This is a genomic window from Alkalibacillus filiformis (genome assembly GCF_030814115.1).
GTDB classification, from domain to species: Bacteria; Bacillota; Bacilli; order Bacillales; family Alkalibacillaceae; genus Alkalibacillus; species Alkalibacillus filiformis.
On sequence record NZ_JAUSUP010000001.1, the window covers coordinates 309,329 to 328,618 of the forward strand.

Here is a 19,290-nt window from a genome sequence, read left to right on the forward strand (position 1 = left end):
AGGGGGCGTTTCTTGAATTAGGTTGAACATTCCTTGTTGAACTAACGAAGCAGGATAGTGAAGGATTCCAAATTGTTTAATTTGGTTGGAGGTGTATGTTTGAAAAGAGTATTATTTCTAATTATACTTGTTGTTATTTTGGTAGCTTGTGGTCAACAAAATAATTGTTCTTCTGAAAAAAGACACGAAGGCGTCATTGTTAATATAGAGAAGGCTACTTTTAATGAAGAATACTTCATATTAACTTTGCCAAGTGTCGAAAATCTTAACTTTTTAGATAAAACAGGAGACGAATTAATTAAACTAGCACAAGAAAATGATGGTGCATACTACCGTCTCAGCCAAGAAGAGTACGAAGAATTGGGTTTAGAAATAGGTAAGCGAATAGTTGGTTATTATTGTGGTGTCGGAGAATCAAACCCTCCCGTGCTTCTTACTGATAAAGTAGAGGTAATTTCACAATGATTATTATGACTTTATTAAACAAACGGGGGCGTTAGCATCATAAGCTGTCGTTGCCTTTTTGGTGCTAACTTGGGGTTTAGTGAAAAAATCAAAATTACTTGAAAGGGGAGATCAAATTGAAGGCAGTAATCCAAAATGAATTTGGTGGTGCGGATGTACTTTCATATACAACTGATATGCAAGTACCGATAATTGGTGAGAATGAAGTTTTAATTAAGGCAACATATACAAGTGTTAATTATGCTGATATAAAAACACGTTTAGGTAATAAAGGGAAAGGTAATTTTCCTTTATTACTTGGATTAGATGTAGCAGGCGTTATAGAAGAAGTTTCTCCTAATTCCAATTTTTCAAAGGGAGAACGGGTCATAGCTTTTCCTAAACACGGCTCATATGCTGAATATGTTGTGGCAAATGAAAAACTAATTTTTAAAATCCCTGATAACCTTTCGTTTGAAAAGGCTGCGACAATGCCAACGATCTCTATATTATCTTATATACTCCTATACGAAATAGGACAAGTACAAAAAACAGATACTATTGTTGTACACAGTGCAGCAGGAGGTGTAGGTTCAGTACTTGTACAATTAGCCAAATTAGAAGGTGTTCATAAAATTATTGGTACTGTCGGAAATCTAAACAAAGACGAATATGTAAAGAATTTAGGAGCTGATATAGTTTGTACCTACGAAGGATTTTCAGAGGAAACTTTAAACCAAACAAATAATAAAGGAGCTAATGTGATTTTCGATTCCATTGCAGGAGAAACAACCAGTAAAAGCTTAGAATGTTTAGCATTATACGGCACACTTGTTCAATTCGGCAATAGTAGTGGTAAATCTGGTACTTTTAATACTAGCGATGTTCATAGTAGTTGTAGGAATATAAAAGGTTTTAGTTTAGGAACTACTCGGAAACATAATCCTGAACGATTAGCCCCTATTGCGGAAAAGGTCTTGGATTTAATCACTACTAATAAGATTTCTATACCTGTTGCTAAGGTATTTAATTTAAGAGAAGCGGCGGAAGCTCATAAATTAATTGAAAGCCGTAATTATGAAGGAAAAGTATTGATTAAAATATAATAAAGAATTTTTTACTTAAATTACCGGTAGCGATAGTTCAATAAGTTTGATCGCTCTTAAACTAACGGAGCAGAATACTTTAGGAGGGATAGGTTTTATGTCGAAAGAATATCAGTACGAAGGATTTGCCAATCTTTTCAAAGGCATAGAAGTTGTTGGCGGGAAATTATATTTAACAAAGAATGTAATAATTCATAGTCCCCATAAATTTAATATTCAATCAAGAGAGACTATCATTGATTTAAAAGATATTACCGAAGTAACTACAAGAAACACATTTCTACTTGTTCCCAATGGAATACTTCTTACAACAAAAGATGGGGAAAACTATAAATTAGTGGTGAATAAGCGGAAAAGTTGGATGGAAAAAATCAATTTATTAAGAAGGCAACATTAAGTTATGTTCTCTGATCAATAACTATTTTTGTGTTGATCAACTAACGAAGCAGATTAGGAGAAGAAATAGATATAGTATTGGAGATGAAATTAATGAATGAAGAATTAGACAAAGCAATTGATTTACGTAAAAGGGGAAATCACAAAGAATCAAACGAATTACTAATGAGATTAGCAGAGGAGTTTCCTAATGATGCTTCGATTAACTATCAATGTGCTTGGAGTTTTGACATATTAGGAGAAGAAGCTAAAGCAGTACCTTTTTATGAAAATGCTATTAAGTTTGGATTACCTCCAACTGATTTAGAAGGAGCCTTATTGGGATTAGGTAGTACATATAGAACATTAGGAGAATATAAAAAGTCAAAAAGTACATTTTTAAAAGGGATTAAACTATTCCCAGATAATAGAGCATTGCAAACTTTCTATTCGATGACCTTATATAATTTGAATGAACATAGTAAAGCTATGGAGCTATTACTAAAATGCTTAATAGATACGACAAAAGATCCTGAGATTTCCAGTTATAAAAAAGCAATTGAATTCTATGCCGATAAATTAGACGAAATTTGGAAGTAGTTTGTGAAAAGATGTACTTACACTAACGGGGACAAGAGTTTAATAAGGATTTTAGATTGTGTTGATCAACTAACGAAGCAGTTTACTTCAATAAGGCAAAAGGGGAAATACGTTGACAAATATTAAAAATATTGGACGTTTTTGTCCAACCGATGAAAATGGATATATACTAAATGATTCAAGTTTACAGAAGATTAAACCTGAATATTCCAAGATAATAGAGGAAGTAACAAATTATTATCAAACCCATCTGGGATTAGATTTACATAGCGTATATGTAAGGGGTTCGATACCTCGTGGATTGGGTATAAAAGGCGTTTCAGATTTAGATACAATTGCAATTACGAAGAAAGATACTAATGATATAGATTTGAAATGGGTAGACAATGCTGAACAAGAATTGAACAAAAAATTTAACTATATAAATGGAGTGGAATTTAGTTTCTATTACATTGATGATATTTTAGAAACCGCTAAGTTTTCAATAATTCCATTTATGATTAAGACCCATAGTGTATGCGTATATGGAGAAGATTTAGAAGTTCTTTTACCTAATTATAAAGCAGATAAAACAATTGGTAACGAACATCTTTTAAACCTAAAGGATCAAGTTAAACAAGCAAAAGAAGACCTTGATGATAATGACGATGTTGAAGACGTTTTGGATTGTTGTGGTTGGATTATGAAAATCATAGTTAGAGCGGGGCTTGCACTTGTAATAAGGGAAGAAAATAAATACACAAGAGATTTATTCCCAGCGTATGAGATATTTTCTAAATATTATCCAGAGAAGGAATCGGAAATGAAACAAGCACTTAAATATGCTGTTAACCCAGTAGGGAATACAAATGAGATAATTGATTTTTTAGACGATATGGGAGATTGGATGATAAGTGAGTCAGAAAAGTGGCTGCAAATTCATAACCCTAAAAAGGTAAATAATATGGAAATATAAAAAAGATAAGTCATTTCTAAGATTGCAGATTGTGAAATAACCTACTTAAAGTAACGGGGGCGATAGTTCAATAAGTTTGATCGCTCTTAAACTAAAGTGTGCAGGATAGTGAAATAAGGAATTTTAATATTTTGTGCGTAACTTTTGTAATAAAATGGTATAACTTTTTTTAGATACTTGAAAGGAGGCGTTGTTCTATGAAAATGACGATAACTAAAAACGGGGTGCAATTAATTTAGAGGGTAAGCGTATCAACCCCCTATAAACTACGTGATCCCTACTTACAATATAGGAGGATCATATTTTGGAAAATCTTCAAAAAACAAATTTAATTACTATGACACTTGATAAAGTGGATTTTCAACTACAAGAAGAGCAAAATTTCGATTGGTTAAAGCAGTATGGTGCAGTTTTTTGTGTATTTGACCAACAAGATTCAGGAAATATAAGTTTCGGTGTTGAAAAAGATGAACGAAAGTTTTTTGTTAAATATGCTGGATCAAAACCTATTGACTTTACTGGAAACCCAGAGGATGCTATTGAACGGTTGAAAAAGGCTGTACCAGTTTACCAATCGCTAGAACATCAACACTTAATAAAGTTATTGGATCATTTTTCTACCGAAATTGGGTATGCACTAGTATTTGAATGGTTCGAAGGTGAATGCTTGCATTCTCATTGGTCGTTTGGTGGTATCGCAAAATATACAAACCCTAATTCACCTTTTTATCGTTTTAAGAAATTAGAAGTGGAAAAACGTTTAAAAGCTTTAGATGCAATCTTTTCTTTCCATACTTATGTAGAGTCGCAAAGATATGTTGCAGTCGATTTTTATGACGGAAGTATCTTATACGATTTTAAAAGTAATGAAACAAAAATATGCGATATTGATTTTTATCGACACTCTCCTTCTATAAATGATTTTGGAGAGGATTTTTGGGGCTCAAATCGTTCAAAATCACCAGAAGAATATGGTCTTGGGGCTCCAATTGATTCAATTACGAATGTTTTTAACCTTGGTGCGATTGCGTTTGGATTACTTGGTGGTGAGCGGGATCGTTCCTTCTCAAAATGGGATGCTAATCAAGGGCTTTATGAAGTAGCAATAAAAGCTGTCGAAGAAGATCGCAATAAAAGATATTCAACGGTAAAAGAATTCTATGATGCTTGGAAGTCTGTATTAAATTAATATACTACTATAAGAAGAAGGGTGACTTTAAAATGAGATCACCCTTTAAATTATATACATTGTGAAGAAATGTACTTAAAGTAACGGGGGCATTGATAGAGCTAGAGTGAGCGTTTAAGAAATTTGCCCTTTTTGTTGTCAAAATTGCATTAGTGTTTGCACGTCTTCAATAAATGTTGTGGCTTTGTAAACCGGGTGCATTTTCATGTGTTAACAACTAATCAAATAAAAACAAACATTGATATAGCAATAAAAAAAGAGCGTTGAATTGCTATGCAATTCAACGCTCTTTTTATACTACATTTTATTGTTTGTATTCCAAAACTGAACTACCTACCATATTTTGGTTCCTCATTTTTTGTTATGCATTTACTTTTAATTGATCAATTACTTTTTCATCTGGCGTCACGTAAACGGTTTGTTGATTATCATAAGTGACATAACCAGGTTTGGCACCGTTTGGCTTACGGACATGTCTAATGTTTGTGTAATCAACAGGAACAGATGAAGACATTTTTGCTTTACTATAAAAGGCTGCGATCATCGCCGCTTCTATAATCGTCTCTTCACTAGGGTCACTTGAACGAATGATGACGTGTGAACCAGGAATATCTTTCGTGTGTAACCAAATATCTTCTTTGTTGGCCATACGATTTGTGACGAATTCATTTTGTTTATTGTTACGTCCAACAATAATTTCTATACCGTCTGAAGATTTATAATAATCAGGTGTAATCCATTTTTGTTTCTTCTTTTTATTTTTGTTTTGCTTTTGTCTAATATAGCCTTCTTCTTGTAATTCTTCACGAATATCTTCAATGTCTGCTTCGCGAGCTTGCTCTAATTGTTGGATTAAGCGCTCTAGGTAGTCAATTTCTTTCTTTGCTTTTTCAATTTCAACGAGTACTACTTCCTTTGATTTTTTAAGCTTTTGATATTGCTTAAAGTAATGCTGTGCATTTTCACTTGGTGTTTTATTTGGGTTTAATTCAAGTGTAATTTCATTTTGTTCAGGGTCATAATAATCCATAACTGTGACTTGCTCATCACCTTGTTTAACAAGGTGGAGGTGAGCAGTTAATAGTTCACCGTATTTCTGATAGTCATCAGCTTTATCTGCCTTTTTTAAAGTCGATTGTTGTTTTTTTATTTTACGTTCGTTTTTTGCTTTTTCGTTCTTTAGTAATCTCATTAAGTCGTGAGTTTGGTTTTTAACTCGATCACGCTCAGCTTTCCCCTCATAATAAGCATCGAGCATACGACTAATAGAATCATACGAGTTAACTTCACCTTTAAGCTCGATATCTTGTAATACGTGAAAATCCTCTTTATTACCTTTGAAGATCTTTGGCTCGTACTCATGGTGTTCAACTTGATGTTTAAACTGATCATAAATGGCTTCATATTTTTCATTAGAGCCTAAGTAAGCTTGTTTTGCTAGAGAGTTTGTAACAACAGGGGAACAACCCATAAGCAGGTTCATCATTTGCTTTTCAATTTTCCCTTGGTTGAAGTCAAGCTTCTTGACGAAGTCAGCCCCATCTAACAATAATGGATGAACTTTACCTTGGTCTGGCGGTGCAATATAAGTCTGCCCCGGTAAAATCGTACGGTGACGATTTTGTGCTGGACTTATATGTTTCAGACTATCTAAAATTACTTCACGCTCTGGGTCTACTAATATCGCATTACTATGCTTGCCCATTAATTCAATAATTAACGTTTTATTTTGTTCATCACCGATTTCATCTTTACTGCGAACAGTGATATGAATAATTCGCTCCATTTCGACTTGTTCAATTTTTTCAATAAAACCAGCTGCTAAATATTTACGTAACACCATACAAAACATAGGTGGTTCTTTCGGATTCGTAAACTTTTGGTCTGTTAAGTGAACCCTTGCATAACTTGAGTGTGTAGAAATAAGTAAGCTATAGTTTTGTCCTTTATTTCTCACTGTTAGGATCAGTTCACTGTTAGTCGGTTGGTAAATTTTTTGTATACGTCCGCCTTCTAGTTTAGTTAATTCATTTGTTATGGCTCGAGTAACGATTCCATCAAATGGCATGTCTATCACCTCATCAAAGTTAAGTATATCACGAATAAAACATTGATTAATAGCCGTTAACAGTTGAAAAACCGAAGTAATTAATGCGACAATATAAGACGTAATATGAAAGTTGGTGATGATATGGTAAAGAGTATGACTGGTTATGGGCAAGCGACACAGAAGTTAAATGAACTTCAATTATCAGTAGAAGTCAAAACGGTGAATCATCGATTTTTAGATTTTTCTTTTAAAATGCCTAGAGAATTAATGGCTCTTGAAGACCGAATGAAAAATCAAGTCAAGCAGTACTTTGAGCGTGGGCGGGTAGACATTTTTGTCAATATTAATGGCCGAACATTAACAAATCAAGCGATTCACGTTAATTGGCCTTTGTTAAACCAATACATAGACCGTGTTGAAGAAATTAAACAACATAAAAACTTATCAGGCCAATTCGATGTTGAGCAACTTTTTCAAATTGAAGATGCTTTTGTAATTGAAGAAGAAGACAACTTTGATTCAAAAGTTGAGCAAGCTATATTGGATGCATTAGATGACGCTTTAAGTCGTGTTGATCGTATGCGTGTAGATGAAGGTGAAGCATTAAAAGCGGATGTATATAAATTTGCTCATCAAATTGAGCAGCTAGTGACAAGTCTAGACCGAGACAAAGACTTAATAAAGCAAGATTATTATGAAAAAGTAACGAATCGGTTAAAAGAGTTTATCGCTGATGCAAATATTGATGAAAATCGGTTGTTACAAGAAATTGCAATCTTAACTGATAAAGGCGATATTACAGAAGAAATAACCCGATTACTGTCCCATGTTGAACAAGTAAAATCATTGTTAGAACAGGAAGGATCTATTGGTAGACGGTTAGATTTTTTAACACAAGAATTACATCGCGAAGCCAATACGATCGGGTCTAAATCAAACGATGTACAGCTAAGTAAGGTAACAGTAGATTTGAAGAGTGTAATAGAGAAAATTAAAGAACAAGTACAAAATATTGAATAATATTTGAGTTTTTGACTATTTTTAGACTATAATAGAGTTATTATACAAGAATAAAGTTAGGGGAGAAGAGGATGAATTTAAAATTAATTAATATTGGGTTTGGAAATGTTGTTTCTGCCAATCGTATTATTTCGATTGTGTCACCCGAATCAGCCCCGATCAAACGTATTATCACAGTTGCAAGGGATAATAATAAGTTAGTTGATGCTACATACGGAAGACGAACAAGAGCAGTCATCGTGACTGATAGTGACCACGTTATTTTATCAGCTGTACAACCAGAAACAGTTGGACAACGTGTCGTAAATGAAGATATGAACATAGACAACTAGGAGGAACTGTTGTGAAAGACGAAAAAGGTATTTTATTTATTCTGTCTGGACCGTCTGGTGTCGGAAAGGGCACTGTTAGAAAAGCATTATTTGAACGCGATCCAGATTTAGCCTATTCGATCTCCGTGACAACAAGACAAGCGCGTGAAGGCGAACAAAATGGTGTTGACTACTTCTTTAAAACGAAAGAAGAAGTGAAAAAGATGATTGAACAAGGTGAATTTATCGAGTATGCTGAATATGTAGGGAATTATTATGGAACACCTAAAGCATACGTTGAACAAACATTAGAACAAGGGCGCGATGTCTTTTTAGAGATCGAAGTACAGGGAGCTTTACAAGTAAAAGAAAATTTCCCTGAAGGTGTTTTTATCTTTTTATTCCCTCCAAGTTTAGAAGAATTAAAGAACCGTATTATTAATCGCGGTACAGAAACTGAGGATCTCGTTAGAAATCGTTTGTTAGAAGCGAAAAAAGAAATTGAAATGATGGATGCTTACGATTATGTCGTTGTTAATGACGATGTTAGCCATGCTGTTGATCGAATTGAATCGATTGTCGTAAGTGAGCATTGTAAACGTGAAAGAATTGCTAATCAATATAAAAAAGCTTTAGGGAGTGTTGAACTGTGATTTTAGAGCCATCTGTCGATAACTTACTTAATAAGATTGACTCTAAATATGCGATTGTGATTGCATCAGCTAAGCGTGCGCGTGAATTGCACGAAGAGAATAATTACATTTTAGAAGATCACAAGTCGCCTAAATATGTAGGTCAAGCGTTAGAAGAAATTATTGAAGATAAACTAACGGTTAGTGGCTACAAGTAAATTTAATTTATACGCTTGCAGGTTGGTGTTGAATTAGCCTTTCAATTCACCACCTAGCGTTATAAATGTCTTGACCGTAAAAGAACAACCTGCATGTCAGGTTGTTCTTTTTAATGGGTTATACTTTGACCATTTTAACGATTATATCAACTAATTAATGGTTGTTGGAGGAGAAACGATGAATCAACAAAAAAGAGTATTGTTAGGGGTTTCAGGTGGAATCGCAGCCTATAAAGCGTGTGCATTAACGAGCCAATTAGTTCAGCGTGGTTATGATGTCAGAGTAATTATGACTGAAGGCGCAACGCAATTCGTTAGTCCGTTAACGTTTCAAGCGTTGTCACGAAACCCAGTATTCACCGATGCATTTGATGAGAAAAATCCTGAAAAAATTGCCCATATTGATTTAGCTGACTGGGCTGATTTTGTTTTATTAGCTCCTGCTACCGCACACTTATTAGGGCGGGTTGCTAATGGACTTGCCGATGATATGTTAACGACGACTCTACTGGCTACAACAGCACCGGTATATGTTGCACCGGCTATGAATGTTCATATGTACGATCACCCAGCTGTAAAAGCTAATTTGAAAACGCTAGATGAATATGGATACCGTTTTATTGAACCAGGTGCTGGTTATTTAGCATGTGGGTATGTAGGTAAAGGTCGCTTAGAAGAACCTGAACGAATCATAGAGGTAGTCGAACAAAACGAAACAGTAGACCAACCTTTAAAAGGTAAAAAGGTACTAGTAACTGCAGGTCCAACTGTTGAATCTGTTGATGCGGTCCGTTATTTTACAAACCATTCATCTGGCAAAATGGGTTATGCCTTGGCTGAAGTAGCTAAACAATTAGGGGCTAATGTCACGTTAGTCAGTGGTCCAGTTGAATTAAATGAAATCATGGGTGTAGAAACGATTCATGTAACAACAGCTAAAGAGATGTACGATGCGGTGACGACCCGTTTTGAACATCAAGATTTCGTTGTTAAGTCAGCAGCGGTAGCCGATTATCGACCAAAAATAACCCAAACGAATAAAATGAAGAAAAAAGACGGTAACCTGTCAATTGAGATGGAACGTACAGAAGACATATTAAAGACATTAGGTGAAATGAAACAACATCAATATTTAGTTGGATTTGCTGCAGAAACAGATCACATACTAGAATACGGTAAAAGCAAACTTGAACGAAAAAACTTAGATGCGATTGCTGTTAACGATATTAGTGAAGACAAACACGGGTTTAAATCTGATACTAATGCGGTGCATGTGTTCACGAAACAAGGGTTAGAACAAACAATTCCATTAAAGACGAAACATGAAATTGCACAAGATTTATGGGCTATTTTTAACAAAGAATTGTTAGGTGAATCGAAGTGAAAGTTGCAAAAGTAGTTGTCGATGTTCCTGTCTCATCGATTGATTCATTGTTTGATTATGAAATTCCTGATGAACTTCAAAGTGTTGTAAAACCAGGGGTGCGAGTGGTAGTGCCATTCGGACCTCGTAAAATCATGGGGTTTGTCATTAATATTACTGGAAGTAGCGAATTTGAAAAACTAAAACCGATTCATACTGTTATGGATTATGAACCCGTTTTAACTCCAGAGTTATTAAACCTTTCCAAATGGTTGCAAGAAGAGACGCTATGCTTTAGAGTTTCTGCTTTACAAGCGATGTTACCAGCAGTTTTTAAAGCAAAATATGAAAAAGAAGTGTGGCTTCTATCAGATGAAGGTGAGTTACCTTTCGAATGGCAAATCATCACTCAAGGGCGTGAAGTATTCCCGTTTAATGAGTTAGAAGAGAATGGTGTGAAGGCGAGTCAAATCTCAACGTTAGTTAGTGAAGGTTTAATAGAGATTAAATATGTCGTCAAAGGCAAAAATAGAGTGAAGAAAAATACATATATTGAATTAGCACTCGAACAAGTTAAAATAATTGAGATTATTGAAGACTTAGGGAAACAAGCCAAAAAGCAAAAACAAGTACTAGAGTATTTACTAGATACTAATGGAGATATCGGATTAAAGCAGTTGATGGATGCCTTAGACGTTACTCGAGCACCTATTAAAACACTAGAGGAAAAAGGGATTATTCGTCTCGTGCAAAAAGAGGTTTATCGTGACCCTCACACTAACAGCAATGAACAATCGAAACCACTTCCGTTAACGAAACAGCAACAACAAGTCATTGAACCTGTTTTGTCACGCATTGATGAGTCTAAGCACGAAATGTTCTTATTACATGGTGTGACGGGAAGTGGAAAAACTGAAGTTTATTTACAATCGATTGATCGTGTTCTGCAAGAGGGCAAAGAAGCAATCGTCTTAGTACCTGAAATTTCTTTAACGCCACAGATGGTTGACCGATTTAAATCAAGATTCGGTGATGATGTTGCTGTTTTACATAGTGGATTATCAACAGGCGAGAAGTATGATGAATGGCGTAAAATTCATCGAAAAGAAGTGAAAGTTGTGGTTGGGGCTCGCTCAGCTGTTTTTGCTCCTTTTGAGAATATCGGGATTATTATTATCGATGAAGAACATGAAACAACGTATAAACAAGAAGATTATCCAAAATATCATGCGAGAGAAGTGGCGAAGTATCGTGGTCAGCATCATAAATGCCCTGTCATTTTAGGAAGTGCCACTCCAACGTTAGAAAGCTATGCTAGAGCACAAAAAGGGGTTTATCAATTACTAGAGTTATCAGAACGTGTTAATGAACAAGCATTACCGCACATGGAAATAGTCGATATGCGTAAAGAATTAGAAAAAGGTAATCGTACGATGTTTTCTGATACTTTAGTTGAGAAAATTAATGACCGAATTAAACGCGGTGAACAAGTCGTCTTAATGTTAAATAGAAGAGGTTATTCGACGTTTGTTATGTGTCGCGAATGTGGTGAAACGGTCCAATGTGAACATTGTGATATATCAATGACTTACCACCGTACGAATCATAAATTAAAATGTCATTACTGTAGTGATGAAAAGCCGATGCCAAACCAGTGTCCTAAATGTGAAAGTGATGCAATTCGCTTTTTTGGTACAGGTACTCAAAAAGTTGAAGAAGCATTGCAACAACAGTTCGAACATGCTCGTATTATTCGTATGGACGTTGATACAACAAGTCGTAAAGGGTCACACGAACGACTGCTGAAGAAGTTTGGTAATCAAGAAGCTGATATTTTGTTAGGAACACAAATGATTGCTAAAGGCTTAGACTTTGAAAATGTAACGTTAGTTGGTGTCATCGCTGCTGATGCGATTTTACACTTACCTGACTTTCGAGCAGCTGAGAAGTCATTTCAACTTTTAACACAAGTGAGTGGGCGTGCAGGAAGACATGAGCTTCAAGGAGAAGTCGTCGTTCAAACGTATACACCAGAACATTATACAGTTGAATTAGCTGCACAATATGACTATGAATCTTTCTTTAACCGCGAAATGCAAATCAGAAGGCGGTTTGCTTATCCGCCATATTACTTTTTAGTATTAATTAATATATCTCATGAAAATCATGTTAAAGTAGTTGAAGCTTCACAAAGAATCGCCAACATGTTAAGTCAACATCTCGGTGAAAGTGCCTTGTTAATGGGGCCATCACCTTCACCAATGTTGAGAATTAAAGACCGCTTTCGTTATCAATGTATGATTAAATATAAAAATCGCCAAGATGTCGATGAACCATTAGAGCATGTATTAAACAGTTTCCAAAAAGAAATGAATAAAGAAGAACTACAATTAACCGTTGATTTTGAACCGTATTATTTTATGTAGAAAAGAAGGGGTATTATATGGCAAAACGAATTGTATTTATGGGAACTCCTGACTTTAGCGTTCCTGTTTTAGAAAGAATTATAGAACAAGATTATGAGGTTGTAGCTGTCGTCACACAACCAGATCGCCCTAAAGGTCGTAAGAAAGTTTTAAAACCATCACCCGTAAAAGAATGTGCGCTTAAACATGATATTCCAGTGTTGCAGCCTGAAAAGATTAGACATGACTATAGAAACATACTCGATTACAAGCCAGATCTTATTGTAACAGCTGCTTACGGACAAATTTTACCGAAAGAAATACTTGAAGAGCCTCCTTTTGGTTGTATAAATGTCCATGCTTCACTGTTACCGAAATTAAGAGGTGGAGCACCGATTCATTATTCGATTTTAGAAGGTCATGATGAAACAGGTGTCACTATTATGTATATGGTTGAAGCACTAGATGCTGGAGCAATGATTTCAAAGGATCAAGTAAAAATCGAAGAAGACGACCACGTCGGCACTTTACATGATAAATTGTCTGAAGTAGGGGCTAATCTATTAGTAGACACCTTGCCGAAACTGTTTGCTGGAAAGATCGAAGCAGAAGAACAAAATCATGATGAAGCAACTTTCGCTTATAACATTAAGCGTGAGCAAGAACGAATTGATTGGAACAATTCCCAACAAGAAATTTATAATCACATTAGAGGTTTGCACCCTTGGCCGGTTGCGTTTACAACGTATCAAGGTCAAACGGTAAAACTATGGTGGGGTGAAAAAGTTAATCAAACGATTGATCAAACTCCAGGGACGATTGTGACAATAGATGAACAAGTAGGAATTTTAGTGGCAACTGGTGATCAAAAACTGATTAACATAACAGAACTTCAACCAGCTGGCAAAAAGCGTATGAAAACAGTCGATTTTCTAAGAGGATCTAAGGATTACTTTGAAGTCGGCGAGAAACTAGGTGATTAAATGGCTAAACAACAAACAGTTAGAGAAGTGGCACTAAACTTATTACAACGAGTCAGTCAAAGTGGTGGGTTTAGTCATATTTTAATAAATCAAGCAATCTCAAAACATGAAGTGAAACAAGAAGATAAAGGATTATTCACAGAGATAGTATATGGTACATTACAACGCCAATTAACGCTTGATTTTTATTTAACTCCATTTGTCGGTAAAAAGAAGATGGATCATTGGGTAAGAACGTTACTTAGAATGTCTGTCTATCAAATGGTCTATTTAGAGCGTGTACCAGATCATGCTGTCATTAATGAAGCGGTGACGATCGCGAAGCAAAAAGGGCATAAAGGAATTAGCGGTTTTGTTAATGGTGTTTTAAGAAATGTCCAACGAAAAGGCGTCCCATCATTTGATACAATTGAAGACAAAGTTGAGCGTGTAGCTATAGAAACGAGTCATCCATATTGGTTGGTATCACGTTGGGTAGATCAGTATGGCTTTCATGTAACTAAGAAGATGTGTGAGTCAAATATTGAGTCGAAAAAAGTATCCGTTCGAATTCAGCCAGAGAAATTATCAATTGACGAAGCAATTGAAAAACTAGAAGCTGAAGACATTAAGGTAGAGAAATCAACACTATCCCAACAAGGTTTAAATATTGTTGAAGGAAATATTTTAAAAAGCGAATTGTTTCCACACGCTTTAACGATCCAAGATGAGACTTCAATGTTAGTATCAGAAATGATTGATGCAAAGCCAAATATGACTGTGTTAGATGCATGTAGTGCTCCAGGTGGTAAGGCGACACATATTGCTGAAAAAATGGAATCGAAGGGTGATATTTATGCCTATGACCTTCATCAGTCTAAAGTTAATCTCGTTAAAGAAAAGGCACATGATTTAGATTTAACGAATATTGAAGTAAAAGCTTATGATAGTCGTCGTTTATCTGATTTACATGAGGAAGGAACGTTTGATCGTATATTGTTAGATGCGCCATGTTCTGGATTAGGTGTGTTAAGAAGTAAACCTGATATAAAATATAGTAAACAGGAAGATAACATCAAACAATTAGCCAATATTCAACACGATTTATTAAGGTCAGTTCTTCCTTTATTAAAAGAAAATGGTAAACTAGTATATAGTACATGCACCGTAGATCGTCATGAAAATGAAGAACAAATTATTCAACTATTAAAAGATTATTCTAACTTAGAAGTTGACCCAACCTTTTTTGACGAGTTACCAGAATCTTGTCAGCATTTAGAGGGGAAATCTGAATATGGGATTCAAATATTCCCGCATAATTTTAAGGCAGATGGATTCTTTATTACTCGTTTAGTTATTAAGTAATTTTTATATAAGTGAGGTGCATGAGAGGATGCATGCTGTATTTAAGACAGATAAGGGGAAAATTCGTGAAGCCAATGAAGATTTTGGCGGTGTGTTTTTTAACGAAGACGAACAGTTGTTAGCCGTTGTCGCAGATGGTATGGGGGGGCATCAAGCAGGTGACGTAGCTAGTCGACTAGCGGTAGAGCAGATGAAAGGTTACTGGGAAAGCACTAGGCTATTTTCAGATGTTAAAGAATTAGAAGTATGGTTAGAGACGGTCGTTAAAGAAGTCAATGATGTTCTTAAAGATCATGCGCAAAACAATGAGGAATGTAGAGGTATGGGTACAACGCTTATTGCTGCAACAGTACTTAATCATGAGGTTGTTGTTGCTCATATCGGTGATAGCCGCCTATACCATGTGACAGAAGAAACAATTGAACAAAAAACGATTGACCACTCTTTCGTAAATGAACTCGTCTTACAAGGTCACATTACAAAAGAAGAAGCAGAATCACATCCGAGAAAGAATGTGTTAACCCGTGCTTTAGGTACTGAGGAAGAAGTTAACGTCGACACGTTATCTTATGAATGGCAAAATAATTCCTACTGTTTGTTATGTACAGATGGATTAACAAATAAACTGCCGGATGAAGACATATTACATATTGTTAATCGTTCTATGTCTAATGAAGAGAAGGTTGATCAATTATTAGAGGAGGCAAATCAACGTGGCGGTGAAGATAATATTACTGTTGCATTGATTAGCTTAGAATCGGGTGATCAAACATGGACATAGGTAAAATTTTGAATGATCGTTATAAAGTTGTCCAATACATTGGTGGAGGCGGCATGGCCAATGTATATTTAGGTGAAGATTTAATTCTAGGTCGAGAAGTAGCAATAAAACTATTAAAGCTAGAGTACTCCGACCATGAAGAGTTTATTGAGAGGTTTAATCGTGAGGCAGAAGCGGCTATAAGTCTTTCAAATGACCATATCGTTAACATATTTGATGTCGGTCAAGAAGATGACCTTCATTATATGGTAATGGAATATGTTGATGGTATGACGTTAAAAGAATACATCCAACATAAAGGTACAGTTTCGATGCATGAAGCAGTACGAATTATGATTCAATTATCTGAAGCGGTAAAACACGCTCACGATAATGGTATTATTCACCGAGACATTAAGCCTCAAAACATATTAATGGATCATCGTGGCAATGTAAAAATTACAGACTTCGGTATTGCAAGGGCACTGAGTTCCACTTCGTTAACAAAAACGAATGACGTAATGGGTTCTGTTCATTACTTATCCCCTGAACAGGCACGAGGTGGAACGGCGTCACGTAAATCCGATATTTATTCTTTAGGAATTGTTTTATATGAACTATTAACTGGTCGCTTACCATTCTCAGGTGAATCTGCTGTTTCTATAGCATTAAAACATATGCAAACAGAACCACCATTTGTTAGAAGTTTTAACCCTGAGATTCCACAAAGTCTGGAAAATGTAGTGTTAAAAGCAACAGTGAAGAACCCTCTTCATCGATACGCAAAGATTGAAGAGTTTAGAAAAAGTTTAGAAACCGTTTTTGACCAGTCAAGGTTAAATGAAGAACGCTATATTCCACCTGAAGAAGAAGGGGAAGATACAAAAGTAATTCCAGCAATCCAACCGAATACAACCAATAATAGTAACAACGACGAAACAATCGTACCAACTCAACAAAACGAGAAAAAGAAGTCCAAAAAATGGATTGCTTGGGTATCTTCAATAGTTGGAATATTAATTGCGGCTTTTATTATTGCATTATTTGTATTGCCAGGGTTGTTTATGCCAGAAGATGTCACAATTCCTGAGCTTGAAGGTTATACTTATGAAGAGGCATTAATCGAACTATCGAATTTAGACCTAAATGTTGAACGCGAATCTGTTTTTAACGATGAAGTAGAAGAAGGTTATGTCATTCGAACGAGTCCTAGAAGTGGTACGTCAGTAAAAGAAGGATCCACGGTTGCTTTATACACAAGCTTAGGTCAAGAGAAAATAGAGTTCGATGATTATGTCGGTCAAGACTTTAATGAAACAAGAAGACTACTTGAGTCTCGTGGTTATGGACAAATTCGTGAAATTAGAATGGAAGATGAGCGTCCTGAAGGTGAAATTATTAACCAAATTCAACCTGAACCAGGTGACGAAATTATTCCTGAAGACACACGTATCATTTTTGAAGTGAGCCAAGGGCCACCAAGTATATCGTTGCCTCGATTTAGAGATGATACTTTAGAGCGAGTTCAAAATTTTGCTCAGGAGAATGAGTTAATGCTAGAAATAGAAGAAGAACACTCTGATGATATTTCAGAGGGGCGAATAACTAGACAAGAACCTAGTCAAAATTCTGAATTAGAACGTGGTGATGAGTTTAAAGTTTATGTTTCTAAAGGCGCTGAACCACAACCAATTACAGAACAAGTATCGTTTACAGTTACTTATGACGAAGAGGTTAATTCTGAAAATGATGAGGATGAAGAACCAGTCGGACAAGAAGTACAAATCTTTATAGAAGATCAAGACCATAGTATTAATGATGTATTTGAAGAAGATGTCATTTATGAAGATACAACCTATACAGTTGAACTAACGATCGAACCTGACGAAACAGGTGAAGTTCGTGCTACGAAAGAGGGTACACTTTATTATGAAGAAGCCATTCCTTATGAGCCAGGAGAGAATTAATGAATGCCAAAAGGAAAAATAGTTAAAGCATTAAGCGGGTTTTATGATGTATTAATTGACCAGGATATATATCGTTGTAAAGGGAGAGGAGTCTTTAGGAATCAAAAGATCACTCCTTTAGTTGGAGATGAAGTTGAAATATCTGTACAAGAGAATTATACAGGAACAATTCAGACGGTATACGAACGAGAAAGCGAATTGATTAGACCACCCGTTTCTAATGTTGACCAGGCGATTATTGTTACTTCGATGATCGAACCAGATTTTAATCCACTACTGCTCGATCGATTTTTAGTCCTTGTTGAAAATAAAGGTCTAGATGCTCTAATTGTTTTTAGTAAGGAAGATTTGATTGATTCACAGCATGAGTCAGAGATTGATTTTTTCATAAAATACTATGAAGCAATTGGCTATGATGTTGTTAAAGTTTCAAGTGAGATGGATGATTTAAATGATCAACTAGAGCCATACTTGGCGGATAAGATTTCTGTAATTGCAGGTCAATCGGGTGTTGGTAAATCAACGATTCTCAATCAACTAGATGAAACGTTAAACATTGAAACAGGTGACATATCTAAAAGTTTGGGTCGAGGAAAACATACGACCCGCCATGTGGAGCTATATCCTATTGCAAATGGGTATGTTGCTGATACACCTGGTTTTAGTGCTCTAGACTTTGATGAACTTCAATTAGAGGATATTAGAAGGTCATTTCGAGAGTTCATAGATTATGAAGACCATTGTAAATTCAGAGGATGCTACCATATGAACGAACCGAAGTGTGCTGTTAAACAAGCAGTAGACAGTGGAGAGATTAAACGATTTAGATATGAACATTACAAACAATTTTATGAAGAAATTAAAAATAGAAAGCCGAGGTATTAGGTTATGGTAAAGATTGCACCATCGATATTATCAGCAAACTTCTCAAATTTAGCAACGGAGATCAAATCAGTTGAAAATGATGTCGACTATATTCATGTCGATGTTATGGACGGTCATTTCGTTCCAAATATTACAATTGGACCATTGATTGTAGAAGCGGTCCGTCCTGTTACTAATCTACCATTAGATGTTCATTTAATGATTGAGAACCCTGAAGATTATGTCCCTCAGTTTGCTAAAGCTGGAGCAGATATCATTTCGGTTCATGTTGAGGCTTGTCCGCATTTACACCGTGTCATTCAACAAATTAGTAACGAAGGTGTTAAGCCTGGTGTCGTTATCAATCCAGCAACACCGGTATCTATGATTGAACCGATCCTACAAGATGTTGACCTTGTCTTAGTTATGACTGTTAATCCCGGATTTGGTGGTCAGTCATTTATTGATTCAACTTTATCAAAAATTGAACAATTATCAGAACTTAAAAAGCAGTATGGCTATGACTTTGAAATCGAAGTTGATGGCGGTGTGAAAGCTGAGACAGCTAAAGCTTGTGTTGATGCTGGTGCTGAAGTGTTAGTTGCTGGCAGTGCGATCTTTAATCAAGAAGACCGTCCAGCTGCAGTGCAAGCTATAAAAGCTAGTTATGAACAGTCAGTGTAGGTGATAGAATGAAGGTGTTT

General features: G+C 35.6%; 19 protein-coding genes. 18 read left to right on the forward strand and 1 reads right to left on the reverse strand.

Translation table 11 applies throughout. From position 1 onward, the window contains the following. Positions 1-99 precede the first annotated feature (99 nt). The 6 genes from J2R98_RS01755 (at position 100) to J2R98_RS01780 (ending at position 4,669) form a co-directional block, all read left to right on the forward strand. On the forward strand, positions 100-465 hold the full coding sequence (locus tag J2R98_RS01755) for a hypothetical protein (RefSeq protein ID WP_307065514.1): 366 nt from the start codon (positions 100-102) through the stop codon (positions 463-465). A 116-nt stretch (positions 466-581) separates the two neighbouring features. After that, positions 582-1,550, forward strand: coding sequence for a quinone oxidoreductase family protein (locus J2R98_RS01760; protein WP_307065516.1), 969 nt, complete (start codon positions 582-584; stop codon positions 1,548-1,550). Between the two features lie 97 nt (positions 1,551-1,647). Further along, a complete protein-coding gene (locus J2R98_RS01765; RefSeq protein WP_307065518.1) occupies positions 1,648-1,947 on the forward strand; it encodes a GRAM domain-containing protein in 300 nt (99 codons plus the stop codon). A 92-nt stretch (positions 1,948-2,039) separates the two neighbouring features. Next, complete coding sequence (locus tag J2R98_RS01770; protein WP_307065520.1) at positions 2,040-2,525, forward strand: tetratricopeptide repeat protein; 486 nt, start codon at positions 2,040-2,042, stop codon at positions 2,523-2,525. A 112-nt stretch (positions 2,526-2,637) separates the two neighbouring features. After that, positions 2,638-3,480 carry a nucleotidyltransferase gene (locus J2R98_RS01775; protein ID WP_307065522.1) on the forward strand — a complete coding sequence of 281 codons (843 nt, stop codon included), beginning with the start codon at positions 2,638-2,640 and terminating at the stop codon, positions 3,478-3,480. 337 nt (positions 3,481-3,817) lie between these two features. Beyond that, on the forward strand, positions 3,818-4,669 hold the full coding sequence (locus J2R98_RS01780) for a protein kinase family protein (RefSeq protein WP_307066894.1): 852 nt from the start codon (positions 3,818-3,820) through the stop codon (positions 4,667-4,669). 361 nt (positions 4,670-5,030) lie between these two features. Here the strand turns inward: J2R98_RS01780 and J2R98_RS01785 are convergent, their stop codons facing one another. Beyond that, positions 5,031-6,737, reverse strand: a complete 1,707-nt coding sequence (locus tag J2R98_RS01785) for an Rqc2 family fibronectin-binding protein (protein ID WP_307065523.1) — start codon at positions 6,735-6,737, stop codon at positions 5,031-5,033. Between the two features lie 123 nt (positions 6,738-6,860). On the opposite strand from J2R98_RS01785, the gene J2R98_RS01790 reads away from it, so the two are divergent. The 12 genes from J2R98_RS01790 to rpe all read left to right on the forward strand — a co-directional run bounded on the left by J2R98_RS01790 (position 6,861) and on the right by rpe (position 19,270). Next, a complete protein-coding gene (locus J2R98_RS01790; RefSeq protein ID WP_307065525.1) occupies positions 6,861-7,739 on the forward strand; it encodes a YicC/YloC family endoribonuclease in 879 nt (292 codons plus the stop codon). A gap of 71 nt (positions 7,740-7,810) precedes the next feature. Then, positions 7,811-8,071: an extracellular matrix/biofilm regulator RemA gene (remA, locus tag J2R98_RS01795; protein WP_017186428.1), complete on the forward strand. Its 261-nt coding sequence runs from the start codon at positions 7,811-7,813 to the stop codon at positions 8,069-8,071. Between the two features lie 11 nt (positions 8,072-8,082). Next, positions 8,083-8,703, forward strand: coding sequence for a guanylate kinase (gene gmk / locus J2R98_RS01800; RefSeq protein ID WP_307065528.1), 621 nt, complete (start codon positions 8,083-8,085; stop codon positions 8,701-8,703). After that, positions 8,700-8,900 (forward strand): DNA-directed RNA polymerase subunit omega, encoded by a 201-nt coding sequence (gene rpoZ, locus J2R98_RS01805; protein ID WP_307065530.1) that lies wholly within the window; start codon positions 8,700-8,702, stop codon positions 8,898-8,900. The genes gmk and rpoZ overlap by 4 nt, the downstream gene beginning before the upstream one ends. A gap of 178 nt (positions 8,901-9,078) precedes the next feature. Next, complete coding sequence (gene coaBC / locus J2R98_RS01810) at positions 9,079-10,284, forward strand: bifunctional phosphopantothenoylcysteine decarboxylase/phosphopantothenate--cysteine ligase CoaBC (RefSeq protein ID WP_307065532.1); 1,206 nt, start codon at positions 9,079-9,081, stop codon at positions 10,282-10,284. After that, a complete protein-coding gene (priA, locus tag J2R98_RS01815) occupies positions 10,281-12,689 on the forward strand; it encodes a primosomal protein N' (protein WP_307065534.1) in 2,409 nt (802 codons plus the stop codon). Before coaBC ends, priA begins: the two co-directional genes overlap by 4 nt. A gap of 17 nt (positions 12,690-12,706) precedes the next feature. Next, positions 12,707-13,651, forward strand: coding sequence for a methionyl-tRNA formyltransferase (fmt, locus tag J2R98_RS01820; RefSeq protein WP_307065536.1), 945 nt, complete (start codon positions 12,707-12,709; stop codon positions 13,649-13,651). Next, a complete protein-coding gene (rsmB, locus tag J2R98_RS01825) occupies positions 13,652-14,995 on the forward strand; it encodes a 16S rRNA (cytosine(967)-C(5))-methyltransferase RsmB (RefSeq protein ID WP_307065538.1) in 1,344 nt (447 codons plus the stop codon). It begins immediately after the preceding gene. 28 nt (positions 14,996-15,023) lie between these two features. Then, positions 15,024-15,776 (forward strand): Stp1/IreP family PP2C-type Ser/Thr phosphatase, encoded by a 753-nt coding sequence (locus J2R98_RS01830; RefSeq protein WP_307065540.1) that lies wholly within the window; start codon positions 15,024-15,026, stop codon positions 15,774-15,776. Then, positions 15,767-17,722 carry a Stk1 family PASTA domain-containing Ser/Thr kinase gene (gene pknB / locus J2R98_RS01835; RefSeq protein WP_307065542.1) on the forward strand — a complete coding sequence of 652 codons (1,956 nt, stop codon included), beginning with the start codon at positions 15,767-15,769 and terminating at the stop codon, positions 17,720-17,722. The genes J2R98_RS01830 and pknB overlap by 10 nt, the downstream gene beginning before the upstream one ends. A gap of 3 nt (positions 17,723-17,725) precedes the next feature. Beyond that, a complete protein-coding gene (gene rsgA, locus J2R98_RS01840) occupies positions 17,726-18,607 on the forward strand; it encodes a ribosome small subunit-dependent GTPase A (protein WP_307065544.1) in 882 nt (293 codons plus the stop codon). Positions 18,608-18,610: 3 nt separating this feature from the next. Then, positions 18,611-19,270, forward strand: a complete 660-nt coding sequence (gene rpe, locus J2R98_RS01845; RefSeq protein ID WP_307065546.1) for a ribulose-phosphate 3-epimerase — start codon at positions 18,611-18,613, stop codon at positions 19,268-19,270. The last annotated feature ends 20 nt before the right edge of the window (positions 19,271-19,290 follow it).